This is a genomic window from Gracilibacillus alcaliphilus (assembly GCF_016909015.1).
In the GTDB taxonomy this organism is placed as follows: Bacteria; Bacillota; Bacilli; order Bacillales; family Amphibacillaceae; genus Gracilibacillus; species Gracilibacillus alcaliphilus.
Genome location: NZ_JAFBFA010000024.1, coordinates 1 through 25,968, shown reverse-complemented (window position 1 = coordinate 25,968; position 25,968 = coordinate 1). Strand labels below are relative to the sequence as shown.

Sequence of the window (25,968 nt, the reverse complement as noted above, 5' to 3'; positions counted from 1 at the left end):
GGAAGTCATTAAATGATGTATCTTTGTTTCTTTTATCCTATTACAGAAGAACATATATTAGGCGAGGTCCATTTATCTCTGCAAAAACTTCCATTTTTTCCTCACCTATCTACTTAGCAATATTGGAATACCAGCAGCTATTACAATAATTCCGATTAAAATGATCCAAGCAAGCGGATTTGCTAAATTTATTGTCCAGCCCACTCCAAAACGTTTTTCTAAGAACAAGGAGGGATCGTCTCGATTAAAATAAAATTGACCAAGTTTCCAATAGTGATCGTCCTCACGATTTACCACTGTACCGTCTGTTTGATTTACCACTGTATTATCTGTCGTTCTTACATGTTTCACACGACTTCCGCCCTGCCCAGTTGTAATGGCAAGTACAATCGCACCAATAATCATGATTGCAGAAATCATTAACGAAATCACAATCACAAGAGTTGTTAAAATCGAATAAATAAATGATAGCTGGATGACACTAAAAAGAACGGTAAGCAAGATTCCACTAGCAATTAGGAAAAACGACCATCTTCTGCGAAAAATAATGTTTTGTTCTATCGACCCATCAGGATTTTGAGCATTCAGCTGTTGTTTGGATCTTCCAATCATCCAATTAATAAACATGAATAAAGCAATCATATAGATTTGTGTCATCGGCATGATCAAAACAGATCGATATGACCTTTCTGTCCAATTGGTAATCTTGCCAGAGAAATCATATTGCATTGGAACCCGTTCAGGAATTCTCCCATACTGTGTAAAAGTAATAAATAGTGTGACAGCTACTATAGCAAAAGCGATTAAAAACCAGTAATTAGAATGAATTAATTTTTGTTGATAAAAATTGGTTTGCAGTACAACTTTTTGTTGTCTTTGTTTATTCCATTTCTCCTTCTGTTTGAGTTGCTTCATTTGTTTATGAAACGCCAAATAGATTAAAAATGAAATAATCAAAAAACCAATTGTGGTTGTTGATAATACAATCCCCATTGCTTCTTCATCGTTCGGAGCATATTTTCCTACGATAAAATAAAAAATAAATAACGTAACCAAACTAAAAATAGTCATAGACGAAGCATATTGTTTTCGCATTTTCTTTAGTTTTTCATCTTCATAGACATCAGAGGGAATGGAAACTCCAAAACTCTCTGTCCGTCGTGTCCAATACGGCATACCAATCAAAATAATAAAAACAGGTATGAATAAAATAATTGAAATCCAAATGATCTGATCCATCGGTTAGCTTTCCTCCTTATGAACATATGAAGTAAAAATCTCTTCACAAAGCTCCATAAAATCTTTTTTATTTACATCTCGACAAATGGCTTCTGCAATAAGAGGGTGCAATATTTCTTTCATTTCTTTCTGAAAAGATACATCTGCCTTTGGAACTCCGTCTGGATTAACCACAACCCCTTTTTGACGATGATTTAAAATAAATCCTTTTTGTTCTAACTCTTTATACGCTTTGTTCACCGTATGCAAATTGATTCCTATATCTGCTGCTAATGAACGAACAGATGGTAATCGTTCACCTGGAACAATCTCTTGCTTTGCAATACCCGCAATAATGCGATCGGTAAGCTGTGTATAAATTGGTGTTTTAGACTCAAAGTCTAGATGAATAATCAAAGGAATCCACACTCCTCTCTACACAATATATGTTATACTTGTAATATAACATATATTACTCATATATCAAAGTTTTTTTTCATTGTATTAGGAATCATTATTATTAAGTTCATTTAATCAAAAGCTTTTGTGTTTCATTGGCAAACGACCAACCGCGCTTCACTGCATCACGTAAGATAAATTCTAGATGGCTGTTAACGCTTCGAAATTCGTCCTTTACCAAAAAAATCACTTACCATAAATTTTTATGATTATTTGGATAAAATAAGGGTATATTCCATACCGTACATTTTTTTGTGTGTACAAGAAAGGGGGACGTATGTCTTTTTATCAAAGGGCATAGAAAAATATGAGAGAAAATAATCAAAAAGTTGGAAAGACAGGCATTGTATTTATTATTTCTGCTGTATTAGTGGCAATGTTTGTTCTATGGGGTGTCTTATCCCCAAGTTCTTTAAATAAGGCAGCTCAATCCGGGCTTAATTGGATGATCACCAATTTTGGCTGGTTTTATATGTTAATTACGGCACTGTTTGTCTTCTTTGCGATTGCGATCGCCTTGAGCCCTTATGGCAAAATTCGTTTAGGAAAGCCCGATGACAGGCCTGAATATTCATGGTTCTCATGGATCGGGATGTTGTTTGCAGCTGGTATTGGCGTAGGGTTTGTATTCTGGGGAGTGGCTGAGCCTATGCTTTACTATCTGGATCCCCCAGAAGGCTTTGAACCAGAAACACATGAAGCTGCTGTTGCTGGTTTACGTTATGGCTCTTATCACTGGGCAATGCACCCTTGGGCTATTTTTGGGATCGTCGGAATGACTTTGGCTTATGTACAATTCCGCAAAGACCGGCCGGCGCTGATTAGTTCAGCTTTCTACCCTATACTAGGTAATAGAGTGGATGGCTGGGCAGGAAAAACAATTGATACATTAGCAGTAATTGCCACATGTACTGGAGTAGCTACTACTTTCGGGTTAAGTGCTATGCAGATATCTGGCGGACTTTCCCATATTTCCCCTATTCCTAATAATCCTTGGACGCAATTGATCATTATCAGTATTATTACGGTATTGTTTATGATTTCAGCTGCACGCGGAATCGACAAAGGGATAAAGGTATTAAGTAATATTAATCTGATTGTGGCGGCTTGCCTTTTGCTGTTTGTCATTATTGTAGGACCAACACTATTTATTGCAGAGAGTTTTGTTACTACCTTAGGCGGCTATATAGCCAATGTCATTCCAATGGCATTGACATTGACACCTTTCTCTGACAGTGAATGGTTAGGAACCAATACTATTTTCTTCTGGGCATGGCATATTGCTTGGGCACCTTTTATGGGATTATTTATCGCCCGAATTTCCAAAGGACGTACGATCCGAGAATTTATGGCTGGTGTATTAGTAGTTCCTTCCTTGCTGGCGGTTATTTGGTTTACCACTTTTGGCGGGACGGGTTTAAATATTGAATTATTCGGCAATGGCGGTATCGCCCAGCTTGTTAATTCAGAGGTAGAACTTGCTTTATTTACTGTACTCGCTGAATTACCACTGAGTATGATTACCAATATACTGGCGATTATTTTAATCTGTATCTTCTTTGTGACATCTGCAGATTCTGCAGCTTATGTACTAGGCTCTATGACTTCTAAGGGTGACCTAGAGCCAAAGATGTCAATTAAACTTATTTGGGGATTTTTAATTGCGGGTACAGCGAGTGTCCTTTTGTTTAGCGGAGGAGGAGGCTTAGATGCCTTACAAACAGCTTCTTTAATTGCAGCACTTCCATTTGCCATTATTATGATCTTGATGATTGTTGCCGTCGTCATCACGTTAAGTAAAGATTGGAAATTAGATCAGCGACTCTATCGACGGAGACGTGAAGAAAAGGTGAAAAATTCCTTTAAGGATGAATTTGTGAAAGATTTCAAGGGCGAATTTACCGAAGAATTTAAAGATGAATTCAACGAAAACCTTAAAGATGAACTTGCCGAAGATGTGAAGGATGAAGTATCTGAGGGAATAAAAAGCGAAGTCAAAGATGAGTTCTCTAAGGAATGGAAAGATGAACTATCTGAAGAATTCAAGAATGAATTGACTGAAGACCTCAAGGATGAATTCAACGAAAATTTACGTGAAGACTTCAAAGATGATCTATATCAGGAAATGAAAGATGAACTTTATGAAAACTTTAAGGATGAAATTTATGATGAAATGAAAGAAGAATTATATGATGATTTTAAAGACAAGATTTATAATGAACTAAAAGAACAAATCATCGAAGACATAACGGACGATAACGATAAACCTTCTTCTAACCAATCAAAATAAGTCCTAACCTTGTTTCACTTTAACAATAGGCCTCTATTCTTTCCGAATAGCTGACTTATCAGAACACCTCACTCAGGCAAATTCCTTTCTTGACTATACTATTTATGGCAAAATAGGAATGTAACTTAAGTGAGGTGTTTCCCTATGCAAATTGAAATTTGGTCTGACTTTGTATGTCCCTTTTGTTATATTGGGACGAGACGTTTGGAACAAGCTATTGAACGATTTCCAAAGGAACTAGATATTACTATAACCTATAAAAGCTTTGAACTAGATCCTCAGGCTCCGAATTATGACGGAAAGAGTATCTATGAATCATTAGCTGAAAAATATAACATGTCGATCAATCAAGCGAAACAAACCACCCAACAAATTAAGGAACAAGCTGCTGCAGTTGGACTGAAATTTGAATTCGACACAATGAAACAAGGTAATACCTTTCATGCTCATCGTTTAAGTAAATACGCTGCTTCGATTAATAAAGGTAAAGAATATGTGGAGGCAGTGCTATATCATTACTTCACATTATCTAAAGATGTTAGTGATAAACAGACATTGATTGCTATTACCCAAGAGCTTGGATTTAACCAACAGGATGTAAAACAAATAATAGATCAGCAAGAAAGCTATGCAGAAGCAGTTCGGCAAGACCAAGCCGAAGCACAGTCACTGGGCATTACTGGTGTGCCTTTTTTTGTGATTAATCATAAATATGCCATTTCAGGGGCTCAATCTGTTGAAACCTTTATGCAGGCCATCGAGAAAGTGGCGGAAGCTGAACAGCAAACACTTAAGCCGCTTGATGCAAAACCAGGTGCCTTTTGTGATGGTGATTCTTGCAACTAAAATAATATTGTTCTGAATTTTATCCAAAAGAAATAAGGCTTTGTGTGAAAATTTGTCGAAAAAGAATGGGAGGAAGATCCATAGATGGGTCAACCTCCTATTTTTTCGCTATCCAGTCTCGTCTATACCCTTCTCCTGCTCACTTTCCTCTATTCTTCTGAACCTGATAATTTCAATTTTGAATGAACAGTAATTTCCTTCCTATCAATTGGATATTTAGAACTATTTTTATTTTTCAGTTGTAAAGTCTTATGTACCATAATATAATGAAATAGAACTATTTTTAGGTATTTTGGGTTATTTATATGAAAACATAGGAGGATAAAACTAGTACAATGAAAAAAAGAATACACTCTTTACTGCAGCAATCCAAACAAAAATTCGATCATCTTAGACAAAAATGGAGAGGCGGTATCAAACGAACTAAAAGGAAATCTGCTGTAACGCTAAATTCAAGCGTTTCCAAAAGCCGCTCTCTAAGTACAAAAATTCTCGTAAGCATCTTATCTACGGTGCTGGTAAGTGTTATAGCCGTTGGAGTCGCTTCCTACTTTATTTCCAACAATATTATTAAAGATAAGGTAACAGAAGCTCAGGAACAAACAATCATTCAATCTGGAGACAAACTTGATTATGTCATGCAGCAATACAAAGATCGTGTAACCGAAATATTGATGACAGATAATTTCAGCAGCACACTGACACAAATGAATACGTTTGATGATACCAATAATTTTGAGTATTATTCCTTGAAGTCAACAATTGATGACGCTCTCACTCAGATTACTATGATTGATAGCAATGTTAACCTCTACTTATTAAATATAGATAAGGAACAGTTAATCTCTGCAACGGAAACTGCTACAGAAGACGATATTTTTTCTTCTGACTGGTATCAAAATACGCCTGATATGGAGCAGGGAACCGTATGGTTTGGAGGAATGGAACAAGGGATTTCTAATCGCAAGGATGAACCAACGGTTGCCTTTGGCCAAAATTTAAAGGTTGGGGGCGGCAGTTATATCTTAATCGTCGAGATGCAGACAGATGTATTTGCCCATGCCTTTAAAGATATCAGTTTTGGTGATAATGGCCGCATTAGTATAGTCGATCAGAATAATGAAATCGTTTTTTCTTTTAATTCAGAAGAAATTACCAAGCCTTTTCCTTATCAAATTCCACATGATACAGAAGCAAATACAATGGAATCACAAGGACAACTCGTATTCTTCAAGCCGTCAGAAACAACCGAATGGTATGTCGTAGCTGATGTTTCCGAAGCCGAATTAACGAAGGATACTGCATTTATTTTTTACATAACGGTCGGTATTGTTATCTTATCTTTTCTTATTTCCATATTTATTGCGAAAAAAATTGTCAACAATATCGCAAAACCAATTATTAATATGTCTAATCTAATGGCATTAGCAAAAGACGGCGATTTAGCAGTACGATCTGATGAGTCGAAACGAAAAGATGAAATTGGGGAACTTTCAGCCAGCTTTAATATTATGCTGCAAAATATAGCGGTAATGATGGAACAGACAAAGACATCTGCCAATAAAGTATGGAAGGCAGCCACCGAATTGACATCGATTTCTACTACCCAATCACAAGCTGCAAAAGAAGTGGCACTTGCTTCTGAAGAAATTGCCAGCGGTGCCACAGGTCTAACAGATGAAGCAGAACGTGGCAATACCCTTGCAGCCAGCATTGATGAAGAAACCAAAAAAGTTTATCAAAATAACCTAGATATGGAGAAGCAGGCAATCGAAGTATTAGAGCATAGCCATGAAGGGCTAGAGAAACTGGATGCATTAGTGGTGCAAACGAAAGACAGTGAAAGCATGACTGGACAATTAGCTCGTAAAGTGGATACATTAAAGGAAAGTACGGAACATATCTATCAAGTAGTCGAAATGCTGACCGGCATTGCCCAGCAAACCAATCTCTTATCCTTAAATGCGGCTATTGAAGCAGCACGTGCCGGGGAAGCAGGTAAAGGTTTTGCTGTTGTTGCGGATGAAATCCGAAAGCTTTCCACGCAATCGAAAGACTCCATTGACAAAGTAGAAGAAATTACAACAGGGATTGTCAATGAAATTAATGACACCTTGCTTGTGCTGGAGGAAGCCACACCTCGCTTTATTGCACAAGTCACCCAAGCAGAAGATACACAAGCTATTTTAAATGATGTAGGGGAGAATATGGGAACCTTTGCTGGAAAAATCCAGCAGGTTACAACTTCTGTTGAACAACTAAGAGATTCCCAAGAAATACTAACGGCTACGATTCATCAAGTAAGTGCAACAGCAGAAGAATCGTCTGCTATTAGTGAAGAAGTATCTGCTACAACCGAAGAACAGTTACGAGTAAGCGAATCCTTAGTTACTACTTCGGATGAACTGAAACACTTATCAGAAGAATTACAAGAAATGATGAAACAATTTAAGTTGTAACCATACTAAACAAGACTCCCAATTTAGTACTACTTCTATCAGAATTCGTTTTTTGATAAGGTTTAGTGACTATCCGGGTGTTAGCGGCCGTAAAATCTGCTATTCTATCTGAGACAGCCGATTTTGCGGATCGTTTACACTACAGCTAAAGGATGGGAGTCTTTCTATATGTTATATTTTTCATTATTGATGAGTCATCTCTCCATCTGTGATCTGATACACTTTATCACAATCATCAATTAAACGAGTATCATGTGTTACTACAATCGTTGCTGTTTGTTTTTCTTTTGTAATTCCCTTGATCATATCCATTACTTCAAAGGCACGATCTGAATCAAGCGAAGCGGTCGGTTCATCGGCCAATATAACGCTTGGATTCGTATATAACGCCTTGGCAATTGCTACTCGCTGTCGTTCTCCGCCTGATAAATCTTTAGGAAAATGCCCCAGCAAATGTTCAATCCCTAATGATTGATATAGCTGCTGTGCCTCCTCTTGCTTCATATTGTCTTTCTTCACCTTATCTAATAACTGCATCTGCTGCTGGATATTCAGAAAAGGAACCAAATTGGAGGCTTGTAATACAAAGCCTACTTCCTTTAATCGTAATTTAGCTCGTTTTTTTTCTTTTAAGCGGGTCATTGGTGCACCATTAATCACTACTTCCCCTTCTGTCGGGGTTTGTAATCCTCCGGCAATTGTCAGGAAGGTGCTCTTTCCCGATCCGGATGGGCCAATAATAGCAATTAGTTCCCCTTTTTCCGCCCTAAAATTCGTTTGTTTCATCGCCTCTACTTGGGTTCGACCTGCGCCAAACGTTTTCCGCACCTTGTTTAATTCTAAAATAGCCATGCTGCTTCAGCCTCCTATTGCCTTTAATGGATCAATGCGTACAATCGTCTGTACCGAAATAAATGCCCCCATCATCGACACCGCCATTAAAATAACTCCATAGATCAGCATCTCAATATATTGGAAAGCTATCGGAACACTAGTTGGCAAAAAAATACTCGTTATCATCGTTAAGATAAATCCAATGAGCACACCTGCTAAAGAAAGCAGAAATGTCTGAGCAATAACTGAGCACGCAAGATAAGACGAGGAAACTCCTTGCGCTTTCATCACACCAAACATACTTACTTTTTGAATAGTCAAGACATAGAGGAATATAGCCAAAACAACAGCAGATATCACAAACAGAAAGTAAATCATCAAGGTTAAAGTGAGGTTTTGTTCGGTATAGCCGGGCAAATTTTCGATAAATGTGTTTGTGCTGACCACTTGCAATTCATCATCTACCTGAATCTGATCTAAGTGATCACCCCGGATAACGAAGGCATTGACAGCTTCACTTTCTCCTCCTGTTCCTTCTCCATATCGTAAGAGATCTAATGTATCAAAACCGGTGAACAAAACCGGTGCTGCATGAAAGCGGGCCTTATCAGTAAAACCTACAATTTGCACTGTTTCCTCTGTGGAAGATAGCGTCAGCTCATCTCCAAGAGCAAATCCTTCCTCCTTCAGGGTATCATCTGCAATCACTTCGCCTAGTTCTGTAAACACTTCCCCTTCGGTAACATTTGGCATGATAAAGGATTCATCATTTACTGCAAAAATAAAGACGTTTGCCTTTTGATCACCATTATTAGCAATGGCACTTAGCTGGGCTAAGGCTGTATAATCTGCCGCTCCTTCCCCAGCAAAATCATCCTCTGCCAGCAGCGATTGCGGCAAACGCAGATCCGATTCTTCTGTTAAAATTATTCCATCAGCTTCCCACTTATCCACCGCTTCGCGATTTAGCTGTTCCAGTCCATTGGCCAGCCCTGATAAAAAAAAGACCAAATAGGAAACAAGCATCAATACACCTATCACTAATATAAAACGCAGCTTGTTATTTTTTATTTCATTCCAAGCTAAAAACATCGCTCCACTTCCTTTATTTAATTACCTCTTATAATCTGCCTGCAGCCTCAAAATAGCAAAGCATTTCTCTCCATTATTATACGATATCCTAACCTTATTCAGCCTCCCAAAACTTTATGCCATGAAGAATATAGCCCAGTGGCCTTTCATTCCTAACCATCTATCCTTTTCCCTAGTTTTTATGCAAAATAATAGAAGACCTTTTCCAATAGTTTGATAAAACATCATAAAAAAACCTTATGATTAGAGGCCATAATCTCTAATCATAAGGGGATTCTATAAGCCAATAGACTCCCAACTTGCTGGTCTTCTGCAGCAAAGTTCTATTCTAAATCGGTTGTTAATGAGAGAACTATGTTTATCAGAATGGTTGTTCCAATCTGGCAAAGGCTGTACAAATAGAGCTTGACTAAGTATGTTTACCAAAGCAAATCTTCGTTGGCATCCAGATACATCGGCGAAATATCCATAAATAGATAGTAATGCTCATCTAATGGATAAGAGAACGTTCGAATCCGCTCACCAGTATCAATATCATTATATAGATCAGATAAGATACCGATCTGTTCCTGTTTCATGCGGATAACATTTTCAATAAAATAGGGACGCCAACTCCAGTTCTTCCCTTTGGCCGATGTGTCCCAGCTCCAGTCTGTTTTCTCATGAACCACGTTGACCGTCTGCTGGAATCCATCTTCATCTGTGACATACATTCTAAAAAAGATATCTCCCATGGTCTTTGCCAGGCTGTCTATTTGCTCATCCAGGGGCTTATTCTTCTTTATCTCTTTCCAGTTGTCACTTACTTGCTCATTCAGTCGATGAGTAAGTTTAAACTTCGCCTGTACTTTATTCCGCTCAATTTCAATAAATTGCTGAATATCGTGGCGGAAACGGTCTTTTAACATTCCTTTCTCTAAAAAGACAGGACTTACCTCTGAAAGCAAATCCCCTTGGTAGTATCTGCCATTATGCCTCCATGCATAATGAAACTGATAGTTAGAGGTAATCCCATTAAAAAGTAGTTCAGCACCAAGTTTATGGGCTAGCATCGATAAATAATGGATCATTCCATTAAAATTGGTGGATGTGGACTCACTTTGAAGTGCCTCTAAATCCACCTTTAATATATCGGGTTCTAACAGCATAATTTCTTCTACATTACTGATTCCTGTACCTAATTCATCAATGACCACTTTCACGCCAAAAGTCTGCAGATACTTCAGTGTATGGGATAGTGAATCTGTATTATTAGACGCTTCATGTCCCATAATCTCAATGACTATCTTAGACAAATCTAAGCCTTTTTCCTGATATTCCAACAGTTGATTTAAGAGACGGTCATCCGTATCCGCTGCAAAATAATTAGCGCCCACATTCAAAAAAAGATGTTGATCCATTTGCTGTTCCAAATAATAATCTATGGCCAGCCTTTGAATCTGTAAATCTATCTCTATCTTAAAATCATCTGGGACACTTAAATCGTGGAAAAAAGAACCGAGACTGACCAATTGACCACGATCTTGCAGCTTACCTAATACCTCATATCCAAGAATTTCATGACTATCCGCACTAAAAATTGCCTGAAAGTGCGGTTCTATCCTATCTCCATGCATCACTATATCTAATGGATCCATTTGACTCCCCCTTTTAACAAAAAATGGTAGATGATATTTTCTGCATTGTGTTTTACTTCTTTTTTACAGTATAACGAATCCGTAATGTACCATGTTCTAATTCCTCAACCGATTTCAATTGAAAAGCTGTCTCTTTAATGCTGGAATACGATTCTTTTGTGACAAAGAAACGGCGGCCATCTGAGTCGCCATTTGCAATAGGAGCTAAAATGACACTAACTTCATCGACTAGTCCATTTTGAATAAAAGACCAATTAATGGTTCCACCGCCCCCAACCATCATGCGCTTGATCTTAAAAAGGTGATAGAATTTATCCAGCATTATTTCATAATCAATTTGATCTTTTCCAGCAATAATATAGGATACTTTTTTTCTTTCTGAGAAAATCTTTATAAACATTGGCTGCTTGTTCCGTTAATACTTCTACATTGTGAGAAGGCACCCCGCCATAGCCAAAGGTATCTCCTTCAAAGGCTAATTCTCCCCGTGGATCTATCGATAAATAATACATAGGCGCATTGGAGTCAGCCACCTAATTCCCTTCAGGAACAAGTGGGGCGTTTTCGTCTAACTCTGGTGACTTATAATGAGTAATCACGTCTTCTGTGGTTGTCTTTCCATTTAATACTTTGATTATTGATTACATCAATTACATTGTACTATAGTGGCAATTACGAATCGATTATTTCACACTGGAATTAGACTTTATCGAATAGAAAGTACGAATGTTCACTTTACCGGTTAATTTTCATTTAACACAAGCTTTCATTCGGCAAATTCCTGTCAGTTCAATCATAATCTAAGTTACTTTCATCTTTTAACGGGGTTCTTTCCATAAGAAGTCTCTGATTTTTTGAACAGACAAACAACAGAGCTAAAACTGCTCCAATAAAAGCCACAATCCCAGACCAGAAGAATGCCTGCTGGAGGGGATTTATATTAATAAACATAATTGGTTATACAAGCATTAAATTCCACAAAGAAATATGCAGTACATTTCTTTATGGAATCTGTTTATTCCTATTAGCGCTAACTTCTATAAGTGCGTGTTCAATAAGTTCGATACAAAGGATCATCATCGGTTAATTTCGCAACGTCGTGTTGCAACAGCACGTCGTGTGCGTCGAAAGTTCAAGGCGGCGTAGCTTTGAGCAGATGGTCTTGCACGCAGAAAAAGCGACCTTCTTTTTCAAGGAGATGGTCTTGCACGCAGAAAAAGCGACCTTCTTTTTCAAGGAGATGGTCTTGCACGCAGAAAAAGTGACTTTCTTTTTCAAGGAAACTATCTTGCACGTAGGAAAAGCGATCTTCTTTTTCAAAGAACGGAGCGTATGCTTTTAATACGTGAGTAGTGGACTTGCACAGGATGTGTTGACTTCTGCGTTGGGTGACCTTTAGCAGAAGTTCCACTACCGCCAGCTCCGATATTCGATGCGACATTTTTATTGGACTTTTTGCACAACCTCTAATAGCTCTTTAATTTCCTCTTTATTTTGCTCAAATCCTGTCATGCTTTTCACTTTCTTCTTTAAACCTAACATAGAGGATTGAGAAAAAACGATGCCGGGAACCATTCGGTTTCCTGTTATCTTCTTTAACTCTTTCTCTTTCCCAGGCTGTTTTGCTAGGTCATATTGTTTATGCGGGATTTGATGTTCTTCTAAGAATTTTTTCAAGTCCTGGCAATCGGAGCAAGTCGGTCTTGTATAGATTTCCAGTTGATACATGGACATCTCTCAACTCACCTCCTTCCACTATTTATTCACTGACTTCTATGATAAATGAGTAGGTGTATACCGCATCAGCAAATTGAAATTCTGCCCATATTTTATACATTCCCGGCTTTGGAAAATGAGCATGAAAGCTGGTTGTATTGTCTGCATCCGGATGAACATGAATATACTGCTCTACTCCTTCATCAACAATGACTACATGACCTAAAGCCCCAAGGTGATGTTCAGGTTTTTCTCCGTGCATATCAAAAACTAAAGGGACTGCTTCACCAGCCACTGCTTTAACATCCTCTAAAGTAACCGTCTTTCCGTCCACTTCTTTGGTCCAATGATCGTCATGATTCAAGTCAGCTTTATCTGTTTTCTTTGCTCCAACCTGAACAGTGTTAGGAGCTACTTGATACGCCTTATCCTTCGGTGTAGTATCTACAAAAGCTTGATAGGTGCCATCATTTAAAGGCTGATTAATGGTATAGAGACCATCTTGTTCCTTCTCAGGGTGTAAATGATAATACGCCTCTAAATCATTAGAAACCATAATAAAATGCATTTCTTTTTCATGTGCTAAAACAAGTTCCGGTGCTGTACCTTTCTTACCTTCTAATGCAATGGCTATTTTTCCATCATGATAGGTTACACCTACTTTTATCTCTGATTCCACTGCGTGCTCATGATGATGGTGATCGTGATGTCTCATTGTTTATCCCTCCATTTGAATTTCTGAATTACTATGCTGATCATGCTGTTCTAACTCGCCACTTTGAAAAGGATTATTTCCAGTAATCAAACTATAACCTGCAAAAACCACAACTACATAAAGAATACCTGAGACAACCCATTTTTTAATCGACATATCTTACTGGCCTCCTTTTAGCTTCAAGCGTTGTAATCGTAATGCGTTTAATACTACGGACACGGAACTGAAGGCCATCGCCGCTCCAGCAATCCACGGAGCAAGCAATCCAACTGCTGCAATTGGGATGGAAGCAGTGTTATAGAAGAAGGCAAAGAACAGGTTTTGCTTTATATTACGCATTGTTTTTTCACTAATTTGAACACTGTCTGCCACACTGTTCAAATCGCCGCGCATAAGAGTAATATCTGCTGCTTCAATCGCTACATCTGTTCCTGTACCAATCGCCATTCCAATATCTGCTACAGCTAATGCTGGTGCGTCATTAACGCCGTCACCCACCATCGCTACTTTCTTGCCTTCTAATTGAAGGTTTTTAATCTCATCTGCTTTTTGCTCTGGAACCACTTCTGCAATCACACGGTCAATTCCGACCTGTTTTCCGATGGCATTGGCAGTCCGCTGATTATCACCCGTCAACATAATGACTTCTAAGCCTTGCTCATGCATTCTCTGAATAGCTGCTTTGGAAGTCTCTTTTACTGTATCTGCTACTGCAATGACGCCAGCTAATTGATTTTCCAAACCAATTAACATGGCAGTTTTTCCATCTGATTCAAGCTTAGCCATATTATCTTCTACAAAAGAGACATCAATATTTTCTCTCTTCATTAGTTTCCTTGTACCGACAAAAATCATTTTTCCATCTACAGAAGCTTGGATACCATATCCAGGTATTGCCTCAAAAGAATCTGTTTCTGTCATTTGCACACCCTTTGCTTTTGCACCTCTTACAATCGCTTCTGCAAGTGGGTGTTCAGAATTATTTTCAGCAGAAGCTACTAAAGCAAGTACTTCTTCTTCTGAAAAACCTTGCTCTGGGAGAACATCTGTTAATTCAGGTTCTCCTTTGGTTACCGTTCCTGTTTTATCTAAAACAATCGTGTTCAGATTACGTGTATTTTCTAAATACTCTCCACCTTTAAACAAAACTCCTAATTCTGCTGCTCGGCCTGATCCAGCCATAACCGATGTCGGTGTTGCTAAACCAAGTGCACAAGGGCAGGCAATAACCAATACCGTAATCGCAGGGACTAAGGCAGAGCGTAAATCACCAGGTGCTACAAAGAAATACCATACAAGAGAAGTCACAATCGCAATTCCTACAACAATCGGAACAAAGATCCCAGATACACGGTCAGCAACACGCTGAATATCGGCTTTACTTCCCTGTGCTTCCTCGACCACCTTCACAATTTGAGAAAGAGCTGTATCCTTACCGACCTTCGTAGCTTCAATCGTTAATAATCCATTTTTATTAATTGTTGAACCAATAGCTACATCGCCTGTTTTCTTATCAACAGGGATGCTTTCGCCAGTAATCATCGATTCATCCACTGCTGATTCACCTTTAATGATTTGACCATCTACAGGAATTTTTTCGCCAGGACGTACCATAACGGTATCTCCAACAATGACTTCCTCTATTGCAATTTCTTGTTCCTCTCCATTTCGTATCACACGGGCGGTTTTCGCCTGCATGCCAAGCAGCTTCTGTATCGCCTGACCTGTTCTTCCTTTGGCACGAACTTCAAATAGCTTCCCAAGAAGAATTAACGTGATAATAACGGCCGCAGCTTCAAAATAAAGTTCCGGCATACCTGCTTGACCTTGTACTTGCCACTCGTAACCAAGGAAAACACTGTAGAAGAAAGCAACCGATGTACCTAATGCGACAAGGACATCCATATTAGCACTGCCATTTTTCAAGGCTTTGTAAGCAGATTTATAAAATTGCGCACCCACGATAAATTGTACAGGTGCAGCTAATGCTAATTGTACCCAAGGATTCATTAACATATCCGGGGAATAGATAAACGATGTAAACTCAAAGTGTGTCACCATCGTCCACAATAACGGTAAGGTTAAAATGGCAGAAAAGATAAATTTCCCTGTTTGATGTTGTATTTCTTCCTCTTTATTATTTGCTGTTTCTTCTTTTGATGCTTGTATTTTTAGACTATATCCTAACTTCTTTACTGCTTCGATCATATCGTTGACAGTAACTTGGCCTTGATCGTAATCTACTGCTACGTTTTCTAAAGCAAAGTTAACAGAAGCACTAGAAACACCTTCCATTTTATTTAATCGTTTTTCAATTTTATTGGCACATGCTGCACATGTCATACCCGAAATATCAAATATTTGTTTATCGTGTGCAACATGATAACCTAATTTCTCAATTTTATCTTCAAAATCCTGTACACTTGTTTTTTCAGGATCATAAACTACCTTTGTTTTTTCAATTGTAAAGTTGACATTTGCATTTTCCACGCCTTCTATCTTACTGAGGCCTTTTTCAATTCTATTGGCACATGCCGCACATGTCATCCCTTGAATTTGTAAGCTTACTTCCTTTTGCGCTCCCATTACTTTTCACCTCACAACATACCCATACAGGGTATTTGAATTATTAAAAGAGAGATCGTGCTGCTGAAGCACGACCGCTCATTTTAAGCAACATCATAACCTTGTTCTTCAATCACTTCTGTAATTACTTTTACATTTATTTTGTCTGAATGGAAGGTTACATCTACTTTTCCATCTGCTAAATGTACTTTGACAGATTCAACTCCATCTAATTTTCCTACATTGCCCTCGATTGAATTAACGCAATGTCCACAAGACATTCCTTGCACATGAAGTGTTATATGTTCCATGTCAATTACCTCCTACATTTTTAATTCACCTTTATATTACCATACCCCAGGTAGGTATTGTCAAGTGAAAAATTTTTATTTTATTATTTTTGAGATGGTTGTCATAAACTCTGTGACAATTTCTGGATTTTTATTCTCTAATCTTTCAATCACACATGTGTTGAATGGCTTTCCAGAGGCAATCGTGAAACAGAATGCAATGCAGGTTGTGCCGCTGATATTTGTGTTAAAATATCATCACAATATACATTTCGGTCAATCATTCGTTTAACACCTTTAACCTGTCCTTCAATCCGGCTCATCCGATTCATTACATTTCGTTGAAGCTCATCTGATATATGTGTGATGGACTGTTCTCCTTCTTCCGCGCAACACACGTTCTTCTGCTCGATTGGTTTCATTTGTTCAGCTGTCTTACCCATATCTATTCTCCTCTCTTATCCATGGATTCGTTCAAATTCATTGGTTCTTAATCACACTATACTATACCCCTATAAGGTATGTAAAATTCGTTTCATAATATGTTTATATACACCAGATAGTATCTGAAAAATACTGCCTTCTATTCATTTTTTAGATAATATCCAACATAAAAAATCCAAAAACTCCAACACTACATTGAAGTTTTCAGACCTTTAGTTCTTCATTCTATAAATACATGTTCAAAAAGTCCGGTAAAAAGGAACATCATCGGTTAAGTTCGCAACATCGTGTTGCAACACCGATACTAGCACGCGTGTGCGTCGAAAGTTCAAGGCGACGCAGCTTTGAGCAAACGATCTTGCACGCAGAAAAAGCGACCTTCTTTTTCAAGGAGATGGTCTTGCACGCCGGAAAAATGATTTTCTTTTCCAAGGAACAGAACGTATGCTTTTTAATACGTGAGTAGCGCAAAAGCAAGTCAACGAAGAAATTCGCCGCGTCATTTTTATTGGGCTTTTTGAACAACCTCTAAAAAAATCAAGAAGTTCAATCAAGTTAACTATGGCAAGCATGATGTATCATTTGTTCCAAAATCTGCATCACATGTTCATCATCATGGGAATAGTAAAGCGTTGTTCCTGCACGACGATATTTTACCAGCCGTAAATTCTTTAAAAAGCGTAATTGATGAGAAACCGTTGATTGCCGGATATCCAATGTTTCTGCAATCTCATTTACAGAGCATTCTTTTTTAAAAAGTAAATGAAGAATTCTGACTCTAGTTGGATCGCCCAGTGCTTTGAATGTTTGTGTGACGATAAATAATGTTTCCTCATCAATTTCCTCTGAAGGAAGTTTATCTACTTCAAATTCTTCCAATGTTTTCTCTACCTCCCTCATGTATATTTATCTAACTTTATATGAATACGTTATCATATACACATTTATCTTGCAACAAAATATAGGACTGATTATGATATTAAGCTAGATAACTAATTAATTATACAGATGATATAATTACCAACTTCATTTGTCAAACATGTTCATGGAGATGCTCTTATATTAACACTTGATTTTATGCAATTTTATCATTAAGCTAAAAATACTTGTAATATCTGTTAACGAAAAAAGTTGATTATTTATTGATGACATAATCCAGTTTTCTTTAAATTTAATTCCCTCTCACCCTTACCAATTAATGTATAAACTCAAGAGCACATTAAATATCTGACAGGGAAAGATATACTAAAGCCTAGGGATCAGTCGAAATACTATTCAAGCAAGGAGAAGTGCGATGAAAAAGATAACGGAGCTGACAACATTAAACATGGTAGAAGATTTTCTTGATAAAAATGAGTTAAGTTTTCTATATGTATCCACACCGAATTGTAGTACCTGTCATGCTATATTACCCAAATTAAGAGAGTTATTAGACGATTACCCCCTCATTTCTTTAGGTCATATTGAGATTACTGAAGTAAAGGAAATTGCAGAGAAATTTTCCATCTTTACAGCACCTATCATGATTTTAATGATAAAGGATAAAGAGTATATTCGGGAAGATCGTTTTGTTCGCTTTGAGTTACTCAAGGATAAATTAGATCGGATTTATGATATGTATACTCACTAGATTTACCACCTCTAGCTTTGATAATTGATTCATATGTTTCTAATAATTTTTCATTTAGTTTGTTACTTGAACTCAAAAAACGCCATTTGTCGGTGATTACCGCTCAAATGAAGTGTATGATTATAAATATACTTGTTTAACTTTTCATTTTTTAAAGCCTAATATCCTGGATCGCTCGAACAAAGAGTGAATAACTTCAATAATTATTTGTAACGTCCAGTTTACCTTTACTCTTCTCCTTCTTTATTCGGTGTAAGTGTCAAGCCTAATAACTTTCGTTCCTTATTGGCATCTTTATAGAAGACGTATATAAAAATGTGGTTAAGTAATCCCCAGTCGCACTTGTAACCATATTAAGGATAAGTAACTTCGGCCCCAGAATTAATACAGCAGCAAGTAATAAACCTGCTAATGGGTCCATCTACAGCATTCCCCAAAACAGGCCGCAATGTCCTAGAAATTAACCCAACCTCACTTTCCTAAACTGTGAATAGGCTAAGGCAAGTGCTACAATGCCATATACATTAAACTCTGGTTTATCCTTTGACTTACCCAGCTTGAGTGTTCCAATCGGACTAATACCCAAAAATATAAAGAAAAAAAATCACAGTAAAAATCGTCAGATAGTACCAGCCGAAAGTTTCTGTAATCTTGCGCCAATAGCACCAGCAGTTTGGCCAAATTACTCTGGAAACACGGCGCCTAAAAGAACTAGTGCTCCGACGATTATTGACGCATAAGTAAATAAGAAAATTTCTTGTTGTTTCGATTCATGGAAAAATTCCATACTCCTTGTTCCTAATTGACGAACATGTTTTCCATTTTAACATACCCATAATACGGCACAAGTAACACTGCCGAAATATATTTTACGGGCTGCTTTGGATAATGTTGTTTACCTTTGCTTGATAAAACTTAGATAGCTTGTTTAGAAAAAGCAAAAAAAGAAAGAGTAGCGATATTGCAGCCGCTGCGCTGGCATTAATGTTATATTTTATCTCTTGTTTATGATGGAAAACGAAAGCAAACACTAATTTCAAGCTGTGAACCTACCAAGTTTAGAAAGAAGCATTCCTATTGGTTAAGAACACAAATTTATCCAATTGCTCTTGTTTTTAGATTCCTTATCGCCACATCTTATATCAGTGCAATTTGCTAGTATGAAGAATAATATTAATAAAAGAAGCATCATGCCTAATCCGTAAAAGCGCTGAAAAGGATGCTTTTAATTTCTCGCCAATCGGTTACTTGTTTACATGCCTGTATTATGATAGATTTAGAACAACAAGTCAGTAATTAATGGAAAAATCGCTGAAACATAAACATAGCAGATATGTTTTCAGCTGTAACGCAGCAACATAGATAATAAACAATCAGGAGTGAACTTTTTGAATAAGAAAGAAACTAAAAGTATGTTAACTAAAAAAAAGATTACCGAAGCAGCAAAACAGTTGTTTATTCAGAAGGGATATGCCTCCACATCGATGGAGAACATTTCCGAAGCTACAGGAATAAGTAAGGGAAATATATACTATCATTTTGACAGCAAAGAAGGACTCTTTATCCATGTACTAGATGAATGGGAACAGGAATGGATGGAACAATGGGAAGACCAAAAAAAGCAATATTCCACTACTGCCGAACAATTGCACGCTATTGCCAAACATTTTGTTATCAATGATTACAACCACCCCTTAACTAATGTTGCGGATGAATTTTTCAGTCATGAAAAATCAAATTCCTTAATACAGAATCAGCTCTATAAAACTATTAACACTCGCATATCTTATAGCCAAAAGCTGTTATCAGAAGGGATGCAGTCAGGCGAATTAAAGCCCGACGACTCGCTCTTATTAGCCAAAATCTTCGATACCTTATTATATGGATTGAATAATACGTGCAGGGATTTAAACATGAAAGAAACACTTGATCTTTATGCAAAAGCAATCGACAGTTTTCTATACGGTATCGCGTCTGCTGATTCGCTTCATACAAGCGGCCATCCAAGCGAAAGCTAGCTGATATAAACAAGCGGTATGTAAGATTGCAGAACTATGTTAGCATAAATGCTGCTTCCTTGCTGTAAAAGCCCAGATCCATAGCAAGAGGCAATTCAACGTAAAAAAGACTAACTATATTGACTGGCCAAAAACTCTATGATAATATTTTAGAACGAACGTTCAGTAAAAATGATTTGGAGAACTATGTTTAGTACTTACAAGGCGGGGTATCAGAGATAGAATCGAAATGTAACAGGATATTTACAAAAGGGAGGTTATAAGATGCCAATTAAGATTCCAAAAGAACTACCTGCGAAGCAAATTTTAGAACAGGAAAACATCTTTGTGATGGATGAAGAAAGAGCTGAGGCACAGGAAATACGTCCCTTAAGCATTCTTATCCTCAATTTAATGCCAGAAAAACAAAAAACAGAAACACAATTATTGCGATATCTAGGAAATACTCCATTACAAGTCCGGATTTCTTTTTTACGAATGGCTTCTCGTGAATCTAAGCATACAAGTAAGCATCATCTAGATACATTTTACAAAACATTTGAGCAAGTGCGTGATAAAACATTTGATGGAATGATTATTACAGGCTCTCCTGTTGAACACCTTTCATTTACAGATGTAGATTATTGGGAAGAGCTGCAGACGATTATGGATTGGACTAATCATCATGTAACATCTACCCTCCATATTTGCTGGGGAGCACAGGCAGCACTTTATCATCATTATGGCATTGATAAACAGGTACTTTCGAAAAAATGTTTTGGAATTTTTGAACATCAAGTGCTTACACCAAATGAACGCTTAGTGAGAGGCTTTGATGAGCTATTTTTGGCTCCACATTCTCGCTATACCGATATTGCTTTGGAGGAAATCGTCAATCATCCGAAATTGCAAATCATAGCCGTTTCAGAAAAAGCCGGAGTATTCTTGCTTGCTTCAAAAGATGGAAAACATATTATGGCAACAGGGCACTTAGAATATACAGCAGATACACTAAAAGAGGAATATGAAAGAGATCATGCTCGTGGTGTGAAGACAGCCATTCCAGAAAATTATTATCCAAATGACGATCCTAACAAGCAACCAAAGCATCTATGGAAAAGTCACTGCAGTCTCCTCTTCTCTAATTGGTTAAATTATTATGTGTATCAAGAAACACCTTATATATGGGGAGATGAATTAGAAACAAAACAGAAATAGGAATAGAGAGAAAAAAATTTATAGCCACCTTATTTAGTTAACGTGCTATTTATTTTTTTGAATTATTTTAGAACGAACGTTCAGTCTAATATTAAGAAGGAGTGATTATCTATTATCCACAAAACAGAGGTACTTGAATTAGCTTTGTGTATCCGATAGAAACATTACTTGGAGATACTTTACTATTGTTTCGATATTTAGATGGGAATTGTGAATTATTTTTTTTATGATATGGAGAAACAACTTGTATCTATTTTGTTTAGCCCTGATGAGACCATAAAATTGGCTCAGCTCATCCATCCAGAGGAATCACTGTAGATATATCCTAGTTATGTATCGATAAACATAACAGCTGACCAAAAATAATAATAAAGGAAGTGAAGAAAATGCCAGACTCAGATTCGGGTCCCAATTTTGTTCCTATTCTAAGTTAAGGATATACGTTTTTGTCTTTAGAACAAGGGGAAAAACGTATATCCTTAACTGCCTAAAGAATGTGGAATCTATTTTATGATACTATTCCGCTTTTTTGTAATCTATATAAGAATAGACAGTTAAAGGAGACAAGATGACAATAAAAACAAGAAATCATACATTAATATGTTTGGAAGATAGGACTTACAGCCGTCGTGTTCTATTAAGAGGTGCCCTAATGGCAAAAAGAAATGGGTACACATTTGAAGTGCTATTCTTTTATTCTCCAGCTAATAGATACACTATGCTTCATTTGTTAAATATTGCGGAGAGCAGAAAGTTAAGTAAAAGTTTAGGTGCCCTAACATTCACTCTGAAGAGAACGAAAAATGAGCAGCATGCAATCAAACAACTAGTAACCTTGGCACAAAGCAAGCAAGTGAAAGAAATAATGATGTCTGGAGCACAGCAAAAAGATATGTTAGCACTGCCTTTCTGGAAAAGGATTTTCTGCTTTGATAAATACAATTATATTTTAAAAAATGTACCAAATATCGTGCTAGTTCTAATTAACCACCGCCTGTACAATCCTTTTGAAAATGGAATGTATAAAAATGGAAGAGAAGCGTATTTAGTGAAACAGGGTAACGGAAAGGTTCCATATATCCTCAGTCATAAATCCACTAGAAAAAAAGATATTTCTGGTCTTTTCTTTCAGTTGGAAAATACAGATAAATATAATGGTATTTTTGTTTTTATTCGTAATGGAAAGGTGAAGTATATCCATGTCTATCATGGCAGAACGACTATAAGGTGATAAAAACAACAAGTGTGGACTGGAGGGGGTCTCATGGTCAGACAAACATCTTCACATAAACAAGGATCTGAACGAATGTTGGAAGAGACGAAAGAAAAATTAATGGAAATGAGTAAAAAACGTGGTGTACTGGATAATGAAGAAGTAGCTAACGTTTTACTTCATTTTGGTATAGAACTTGAACAAATAGATGATTTTTATACCTTTTTGAAAGAGCAAGGTATTGATGTGGCGGTTGAGACTGAGAATGATACCAATATAAAGCAAACAGCGGATGAAGAGGAAATCCATCTAGCGGATCATCATACCCCTTTAGGGATTAACATCAATGACCCTGTCCATATGTATTTAAGAGAAATTGGCAAAGTGAATTTACTATCTACGGCAGAAGAAGTAGAAGTAGCTTCTCGTATCGAAACGGGCGACATGGAGGCAAAAAGAAAATTAGTGGAGGCAAACCTTCGTCTCGTAGTTAGTATCGCCAAACATTACACAGGACGAGGTATGCCTTTCTTGGATTTAATTCAAGAAGGAAATATGGGATTGTTCAGAGCTGTTGAAAAATTTGACTACCGAAAAGGCTTTAAATTCAGTACCTATGCAACATGGTGGATCAGACAGGCAATTACCCGGGCGATTGCTGATCAGGCACGAACGATTCGCATTCCAGTGCATATGGTTGAAACGATTAATAAATTAACTCGTGTTCAACGTTTATTTTTACAGGACTTAGGACGTGAACCAACACCAGAAGAAATTGGAAGAGAAATGGAATTAGATCCAGATAAAGTACGTGAAATACTAAAAATCGCTCAAGAGCCGCTCTCTTTAGAAACACCTGTTGGTGAGGAAGAAAGTTCACATTTAGGGGATTTTATCGAGGATCAGGAGGCCAGGTCACCTGCTGATCACACAGCTCATGAACTGTTAAAAGAACAGTTAGAAGACATACTGGATACCCTCACCGACCGAGAAGAAATTATTCTCCGTTTCCGGTTTGGCTTGGATGATGGCAGAATTAGAACGCTGGAAGAGCTTGGTCATTTATTTGATGTAACTAGAGAACGTATTCGTCAAATTGAAGCAAGAGCATTACGTAAACTACGCCAACCACACCGCAGTAAACAACTAAAGGATTTTCTTGATTAACGTAACTTCCATATCAAGACAAGAACCCGACTATATAGTCGGGTTCTTATTTATTCCTCGCGAAAATGAGCTTGAAGGGCATTCCATTCTTCTGGTGATAAGGTAACCCCTTTTCCCATTTTCTCATGATCTGGCGACCAATCGCGGATATCATATTTCGGTTCCCGATCGTTCCAGCTGATCAGATTGACTTCCTTTTTCCAGCCGGAACTCGTTTCGGATAGCACTGCTACATGTTTAATAATTTCATATTTTATCCCTGCCATACTGCTCCTCCTTTAATTCGACTGTTCCATTTCAAATACTTGCTGCACATCTTTATCTCCACGTCCTGATAAATTAACAATAATCACATCTTGCTTGTCTAACTCTTTGGCTAGTTTACAAGCATAAGAAATCGCATGGGCACTTTCTAAGGCTGGGATAATTCCTTCCGTCTCAGAAAGCAATTTAAAAGCGGTCAAGGCCTCCTCACCAGATACTGTAACATACTCTGCACGGCCTGTCTCCTTAAGGTAACTGTGTTCCGGTCCAATTCCAGGGTAGTCTAAACCTGCCGCAATCGAGTAAGTTGGACTCGGATTACCATCTTCATCAAGCAGTGTTAAACATTTAAATCCGTGAATAACGGCTGGTACACCTTTTGTTAATGTGGGTGCTTCTGCCGGTTCCACACCAATCAACCTGACTTGTTTTTCATCGATATAGTGAGCAAATGAACCAATAGCATTACTGCCTCCACCGGCACAAGCGACTACAGCAGTTGGTAATTTCCCCTCACGCTCCAGAATTTGCTGTTTCGATTCCTCGCTAATAATCGATTGAAAGAATTTCACCATGGATGGAAACGGATGTGGTCCTACTGCAGATCCCAGCAAATAGAAAGTCGTTTGATAGTTTTCAATAAGATCCGCTAATGCTGCATCGACGGCATCTTTCAGACGACCTTGACCTGCAGCTACACTTTTCACGGTTGCTCCTAACAGTTCCATCCGAAACACATTGAGCGCCTGACGGCTAATATCATGTTTCCCCATATAGATGACACAATCTATTCCGAGCATCGCACAAACCGTTGCTGTTGCTACCCCATGCTGACCTGCCCCTGTTTCGGCAATGACCCGCTTGGCTCCCATTCGTTTCGCTAAGAGGATTTGACCAACTGCATTATTAATTTTATGGGCCCCAGTGTGGTTTAAATCTTCACGCTTTAAGTATATTTTGGCACCACCACACTTCTCTGTAAGATTTTTTGCATATGTAAGTGGATTTTCTCTTCCGACAAATTCTCGTAAAATATCCTTGTACTCTTGTAAAAAAGCCGGATCTTCTTTCGCCTTTACAAATTCATTGGCTAATAAATCCAACACTTTCTGTAAATCTTCAGGTACATAACTTCCTCCAAAAGGACCAAATAAGCCTTGCTCTGACATAGACGTCTCCCCTTTTACTTTAATAGGTTGTTTAAAAAGCCCAATAAAAATGACACGGCAAATTTCTGCGTCGGCTTGCTTTTCCGCTACTCACGTATTAAAAGCATACACTCCGTTCCTTGGAAAAGAAAATCACTTTTCCGTCGTGCAAGACCATCTCCTTGAAAAAGAAGGTCGCTTTTTCTGCGTGCAAGATCGTTTGCTCAAAGCTGCGCCGCCTTGAACTTTCGACGCGCACGACGTGCTAGTATCGGTGTTGCAACACGATGTTGCGAACTTAACCGAGGATAGTCCTTTTTATCGACCTTTTTGAACACGCACTTTAATATATTTATTTTAAGAGAATTCATTAGTATTTTCAATTTTAACTAACTGTTTGTATGTGTCAAGTTTTTCTCGACATAGTTTTCCCACCAATATTTCAGGTCTTATCAAAATGTACACTTGCCTAGACTAACGCGCTATCGCTTGTTCCCCTTGGTGGTGCGTGACGGTTCTACCGTTCCAGAACCATCACGCACCACCAAGGCTATGATTTAAAAACTTTTAACTAGCTGACCCATAGCGGATGAATGCGCCCCATACAGAGGTATTCTGCCTTGTTTAGCACCTATGGAAGCTTTGGTCGGCTGACGCAGTAGGGCAGCCACTCGGATTCCCTTTTTCACGTCTCTTTGTTTTCTTGTGCTTCGTTGCTGGTTCGCCAAATAAGCTTGTCGTAAGGTTTGATTTCGTATGCCTTGCT

At 37.8% G+C, this 25,968-nt stretch carries 24 protein-coding genes and 2 pseudogenes; 8 read left to right on the top strand and 18 right to left on the bottom strand.

Going from position 1 to position 25,968, the window contains the following annotated elements:
• Positions 1 to 105: 105 nt before the first annotated feature.
• Together JOD18_RS15980 and JOD18_RS15975 are read right to left on the bottom strand one after the other, a co-directional pair.
• Positions 106 to 1,239 (bottom strand): DUF1648 domain-containing protein, encoded by a 1,134-nt coding sequence (locus JOD18_RS15980; protein ID WP_204670133.1) that lies wholly within the window; start codon positions 1,237 to 1,239, stop codon positions 106 to 108.
• A 3-nt stretch (positions 1,240 to 1,242) separates the two neighbouring features.
• Positions 1,243 to 1,635: a GntR family transcriptional regulator gene (locus JOD18_RS15975; protein WP_204670132.1), complete on the bottom strand. Its 393-nt coding sequence runs from the start codon at positions 1,633 to 1,635 to the stop codon at positions 1,243 to 1,245.
• A gap of 349 nt (positions 1,636 to 1,984) precedes the next feature.
• Here JOD18_RS15975 and JOD18_RS15970 point away from each other — a divergent pair, with 349 nt between their 5' ends.
• The 3 genes from JOD18_RS15970 to JOD18_RS15960 all read left to right on the top strand — a co-directional run bounded on the left by JOD18_RS15970 (position 1,985) and on the right by JOD18_RS15960 (position 7,272).
• Positions 1,985 to 3,967, top strand: a complete 1,983-nt coding sequence (locus tag JOD18_RS15970; protein ID WP_204670131.1) for a BCCT family transporter — start codon at positions 1,985 to 1,987, stop codon at positions 3,965 to 3,967.
• 144 nt (positions 3,968 to 4,111) lie between these two features.
• Positions 4,112 to 4,813 carry a DsbA family oxidoreductase gene (locus JOD18_RS15965; protein WP_204670130.1) on the top strand — a complete coding sequence of 234 codons (702 nt, stop codon included), beginning with the start codon at positions 4,112 to 4,114 and terminating at the stop codon, positions 4,811 to 4,813.
• A gap of 335 nt (positions 4,814 to 5,148) precedes the next feature.
• Positions 5,149 to 7,272, top strand: a complete 2,124-nt coding sequence (locus tag JOD18_RS15960) for a methyl-accepting chemotaxis protein (protein WP_204670129.1) — start codon at positions 5,149 to 5,151, stop codon at positions 7,270 to 7,272.
• 183 nt (positions 7,273 to 7,455) lie between these two features.
• Here JOD18_RS15960 and JOD18_RS15955 read toward each other — a convergent pair whose 3' ends face one another.
• From JOD18_RS15955 to JOD18_RS15900, 12 genes are all read right to left on the bottom strand, one after another.
• Positions 7,456 to 8,124, bottom strand: coding sequence for an ABC transporter ATP-binding protein (locus tag JOD18_RS15955; RefSeq protein WP_204670128.1), 669 nt, complete (start codon positions 8,122 to 8,124; stop codon positions 7,456 to 7,458).
• A gap of 6 nt (positions 8,125 to 8,130) precedes the next feature.
• Positions 8,131 to 9,198 (bottom strand): ABC transporter permease, encoded by a 1,068-nt coding sequence (locus JOD18_RS15950; RefSeq protein ID WP_204670127.1) that lies wholly within the window; start codon positions 9,196 to 9,198, stop codon positions 8,131 to 8,133.
• Between the two features lie 419 nt (positions 9,199 to 9,617).
• A complete protein-coding gene (locus JOD18_RS15945) occupies positions 9,618 to 10,835 on the bottom strand; it encodes an EAL domain-containing protein (protein WP_204670126.1) in 1,218 nt (405 codons plus the stop codon).
• Positions 10,836 to 10,887: 52 nt separating this feature from the next.
• A complete protein-coding gene (locus JOD18_RS15940) occupies positions 10,888 to 11,235 on the bottom strand; it encodes a dihydrofolate reductase family protein (protein WP_204670125.1) in 348 nt (115 codons plus the stop codon).
• A gap of 732 nt (positions 11,236 to 11,967) precedes the next feature.
• A complete protein-coding gene (locus tag JOD18_RS15935) occupies positions 11,968 to 12,246 on the bottom strand; it encodes a hypothetical protein (RefSeq protein WP_204670124.1) in 279 nt (92 codons plus the stop codon).
• Positions 12,247 to 12,278: 32 nt separating this feature from the next.
• On the bottom strand, positions 12,279 to 12,569 hold the full coding sequence (locus JOD18_RS15930) for a glutaredoxin family protein (protein WP_204670123.1): 291 nt from the start codon (positions 12,567 to 12,569) through the stop codon (positions 12,279 to 12,281).
• Positions 12,570 to 12,594: 25 nt separating this feature from the next.
• Positions 12,595 to 13,266 (bottom strand): hypothetical protein, encoded by a 672-nt coding sequence (locus JOD18_RS15925; protein ID WP_204670122.1) that lies wholly within the window; start codon positions 13,264 to 13,266, stop codon positions 12,595 to 12,597.
• 3 nt (positions 13,267 to 13,269) lie between these two features.
• A complete protein-coding gene (locus tag JOD18_RS15920) occupies positions 13,270 to 13,422 on the bottom strand; it encodes a hypothetical protein (protein ID WP_204670121.1) in 153 nt (50 codons plus the stop codon).
• A gap of 3 nt (positions 13,423 to 13,425) precedes the next feature.
• Positions 13,426 to 15,852 carry a heavy metal translocating P-type ATPase gene (locus tag JOD18_RS15915; protein ID WP_204670120.1) on the bottom strand — a complete coding sequence of 809 codons (2,427 nt, stop codon included), beginning with the start codon at positions 15,850 to 15,852 and terminating at the stop codon, positions 13,426 to 13,428.
• A gap of 83 nt (positions 15,853 to 15,935) precedes the next feature.
• On the bottom strand, positions 15,936 to 16,142 hold the full coding sequence (copZ, locus tag JOD18_RS15910) for a copper chaperone CopZ (protein ID WP_204670119.1): 207 nt from the start codon (positions 16,140 to 16,142) through the stop codon (positions 15,936 to 15,938).
• Positions 16,143 to 16,291: 149 nt separating this feature from the next.
• Complete coding sequence (locus JOD18_RS15905; RefSeq protein WP_204670118.1) at positions 16,292 to 16,564, bottom strand: metal-sensitive transcriptional regulator; 273 nt, start codon at positions 16,562 to 16,564, stop codon at positions 16,292 to 16,294.
• A gap of 556 nt (positions 16,565 to 17,120) precedes the next feature.
• Positions 17,121 to 17,444, bottom strand: coding sequence for an ArsR/SmtB family transcription factor (locus JOD18_RS15900; RefSeq protein WP_239588173.1), 324 nt, complete (start codon positions 17,442 to 17,444; stop codon positions 17,121 to 17,123).
• 415 nt (positions 17,445 to 17,859) lie between these two features.
• Between JOD18_RS15900 and JOD18_RS15895 the strand changes: the two genes are divergently transcribed.
• Entirely contained in the window at positions 17,860 to 18,195 is a 336-nt protein-coding gene (locus JOD18_RS15895) for a thioredoxin family protein (RefSeq protein WP_204670116.1), read from the top strand.
• 398 nt (positions 18,196 to 18,593) lie between these two features.
• On the opposite strand, the pseudogene JOD18_RS25120 reads toward JOD18_RS15895, so the two are convergent.
• Positions 18,594 to 18,796, bottom strand: a pseudogene (locus JOD18_RS25120) (BCCT family transporter); the annotation flags it as partial.
• A gap of 787 nt (positions 18,797 to 19,583) precedes the next feature.
• On the opposite strand from JOD18_RS25120, the gene JOD18_RS15885 reads away from it, so the two are divergent.
• The 4 genes from JOD18_RS15885 (at position 19,584) to rpoD (ending at position 23,790) form a co-directional block, all read left to right on the top strand.
• The gene (locus tag JOD18_RS15885; protein ID WP_204670115.1) at positions 19,584 to 20,213 is read left to right on the top strand and encodes a TetR/AcrR family transcriptional regulator; all 630 of its coding nucleotides are present in this window, start codon (positions 19,584 to 19,586) and stop codon (positions 20,211 to 20,213) included.
• 264 nt (positions 20,214 to 20,477) lie between these two features.
• A complete protein-coding gene (metA, locus tag JOD18_RS15880) occupies positions 20,478 to 21,410 on the top strand; it encodes a homoserine O-acetyltransferase MetA (protein ID WP_204670114.1) in 933 nt (310 codons plus the stop codon).
• A 652-nt stretch (positions 21,411 to 22,062) separates the two neighbouring features.
• Positions 22,063 to 22,641 (top strand): hypothetical protein, encoded by a 579-nt coding sequence (locus JOD18_RS15875; RefSeq protein ID WP_204670113.1) that lies wholly within the window; start codon positions 22,063 to 22,065, stop codon positions 22,639 to 22,641.
• A 33-nt stretch (positions 22,642 to 22,674) separates the two neighbouring features.
• Complete coding sequence (gene rpoD / locus JOD18_RS15870) at positions 22,675 to 23,790, top strand: RNA polymerase sigma factor RpoD (RefSeq protein WP_204670112.1); 1,116 nt, start codon at positions 22,675 to 22,677, stop codon at positions 23,788 to 23,790.
• Between the two features lie 50 nt (positions 23,791 to 23,840).
• Here the strand turns inward: rpoD and JOD18_RS15865 are convergent, their stop codons facing one another.
• The 3 genes and pseudogenes from JOD18_RS15865 to JOD18_RS15855 form a co-directional block, all read right to left on the bottom strand.
• Positions 23,841 to 24,056, bottom strand: coding sequence for a YdbC family protein (locus JOD18_RS15865; RefSeq protein ID WP_204670111.1), 216 nt, complete (start codon positions 24,054 to 24,056; stop codon positions 23,841 to 23,843).
• Between the two features lie 12 nt (positions 24,057 to 24,068).
• Positions 24,069 to 25,223: a tryptophan synthase subunit beta gene (gene trpB, locus JOD18_RS15860; RefSeq protein ID WP_204670110.1), complete on the bottom strand. Its 1,155-nt coding sequence runs from the start codon at positions 25,221 to 25,223 to the stop codon at positions 24,069 to 24,071.
• Positions 25,224 to 25,759: 536 nt separating this feature from the next.
• Positions 25,760 to 25,968: pseudogene (locus JOD18_RS15855) on the bottom strand (ISLre2 family transposase); the annotation flags it as partial.

Bases quoted from the DNA above. Each gene is read 5' to 3' on its own strand.
- JOD18_RS15915 (WP_204670120.1), bottom strand. From the start codon at position 15,852: ATGGGAGCGCAAAAGGAAGTAAGCTTACAAATTCAAGGGATGACATGT.
- JOD18_RS15905 (WP_204670118.1), bottom strand. From the start codon at position 16,564: ATGGGTAAGACAGCTGAACAAATGAAACCAATCGAGCAGAAGAACGTG.
- JOD18_RS15960 (WP_204670129.1), top strand. From the start codon at position 5,149: ATGAAAAAAAGAATACACTCTTTACTGCAGCAATCCAAACAAAAATTC.
- JOD18_RS15930 (WP_204670123.1), bottom strand. From the start codon at position 12,569: ATGTCCATGTATCAACTGGAAATCTATACAAGACCGACTTGCTCCGAT.
- metA (WP_204670114.1), top strand. From the start codon at position 20,478: ATGCCAATTAAGATTCCAAAAGAACTACCTGCGAAGCAAATTTTAGAA.
- JOD18_RS15945 (WP_204670126.1), bottom strand. From the start codon at position 10,835: ATGGATCCATTAGATATAGTGATGCATGGAGATAGGATAGAACCGCAC.
- JOD18_RS15920 (WP_204670121.1), bottom strand. From the start codon at position 13,422: ATGTCGATTAAAAAATGGGTTGTCTCAGGTATTCTTTATGTAGTTGTG.
- JOD18_RS15875 (WP_204670113.1), top strand. From the start codon at position 22,063: ATGGCAAAAAGAAATGGGTACACATTTGAAGTGCTATTCTTTTATTCT.
- JOD18_RS15925 (WP_204670122.1), bottom strand. From the start codon at position 13,266: ATGAGACATCACGATCACCATCATCATGAGCACGCAGTGGAATCAGAG.
- JOD18_RS15980 (WP_204670133.1), bottom strand. From the start codon at position 1,239: ATGGATCAGATCATTTGGATTTCAATTATTTTATTCATACCTGTTTTT.
- JOD18_RS15895 (WP_204670116.1), top strand. From the start codon at position 17,860: ATGAAAAAGATAACGGAGCTGACAACATTAAACATGGTAGAAGATTTT.
- JOD18_RS15865 (WP_204670111.1), bottom strand. From the start codon at position 24,056: ATGGCAGGGATAAAATATGAAATTATTAAACATGTAGCAGTGCTATCC.
- JOD18_RS15965 (WP_204670130.1), top strand. From the start codon at position 4,112: ATGCAAATTGAAATTTGGTCTGACTTTGTATGTCCCTTTTGTTATATT.
- rpoD (WP_204670112.1), top strand. From the start codon at position 22,675: ATGGTCAGACAAACATCTTCACATAAACAAGGATCTGAACGAATGTTG.
- copZ (WP_204670119.1), bottom strand. From the start codon at position 16,142: ATGGAACATATAACACTTCATGTGCAAGGAATGTCTTGTGGACATTGC.
- JOD18_RS15955 (WP_204670128.1), bottom strand. From the start codon at position 8,124: ATGGCTATTTTAGAATTAAACAAGGTGCGGAAAACGTTTGGCGCAGGT.
- trpB (WP_204670110.1), bottom strand. From the start codon at position 25,223: ATGTCAGAGCAAGGCTTATTTGGTCCTTTTGGAGGAAGTTATGTACCT.
- JOD18_RS15950 (WP_204670127.1), bottom strand. From the start codon at position 9,198: ATGTTTTTAGCTTGGAATGAAATAAAAAATAACAAGCTGCGTTTTATA.
- JOD18_RS15940 (WP_204670125.1), bottom strand. From the start codon at position 11,235: ATGTTTATAAAGATTTTCTCAGAAAGAAAAAAAGTATCCTATATTATT.
- JOD18_RS15970 (WP_204670131.1), top strand. From the start codon at position 1,985: ATGAGAGAAAATAATCAAAAAGTTGGAAAGACAGGCATTGTATTTATT.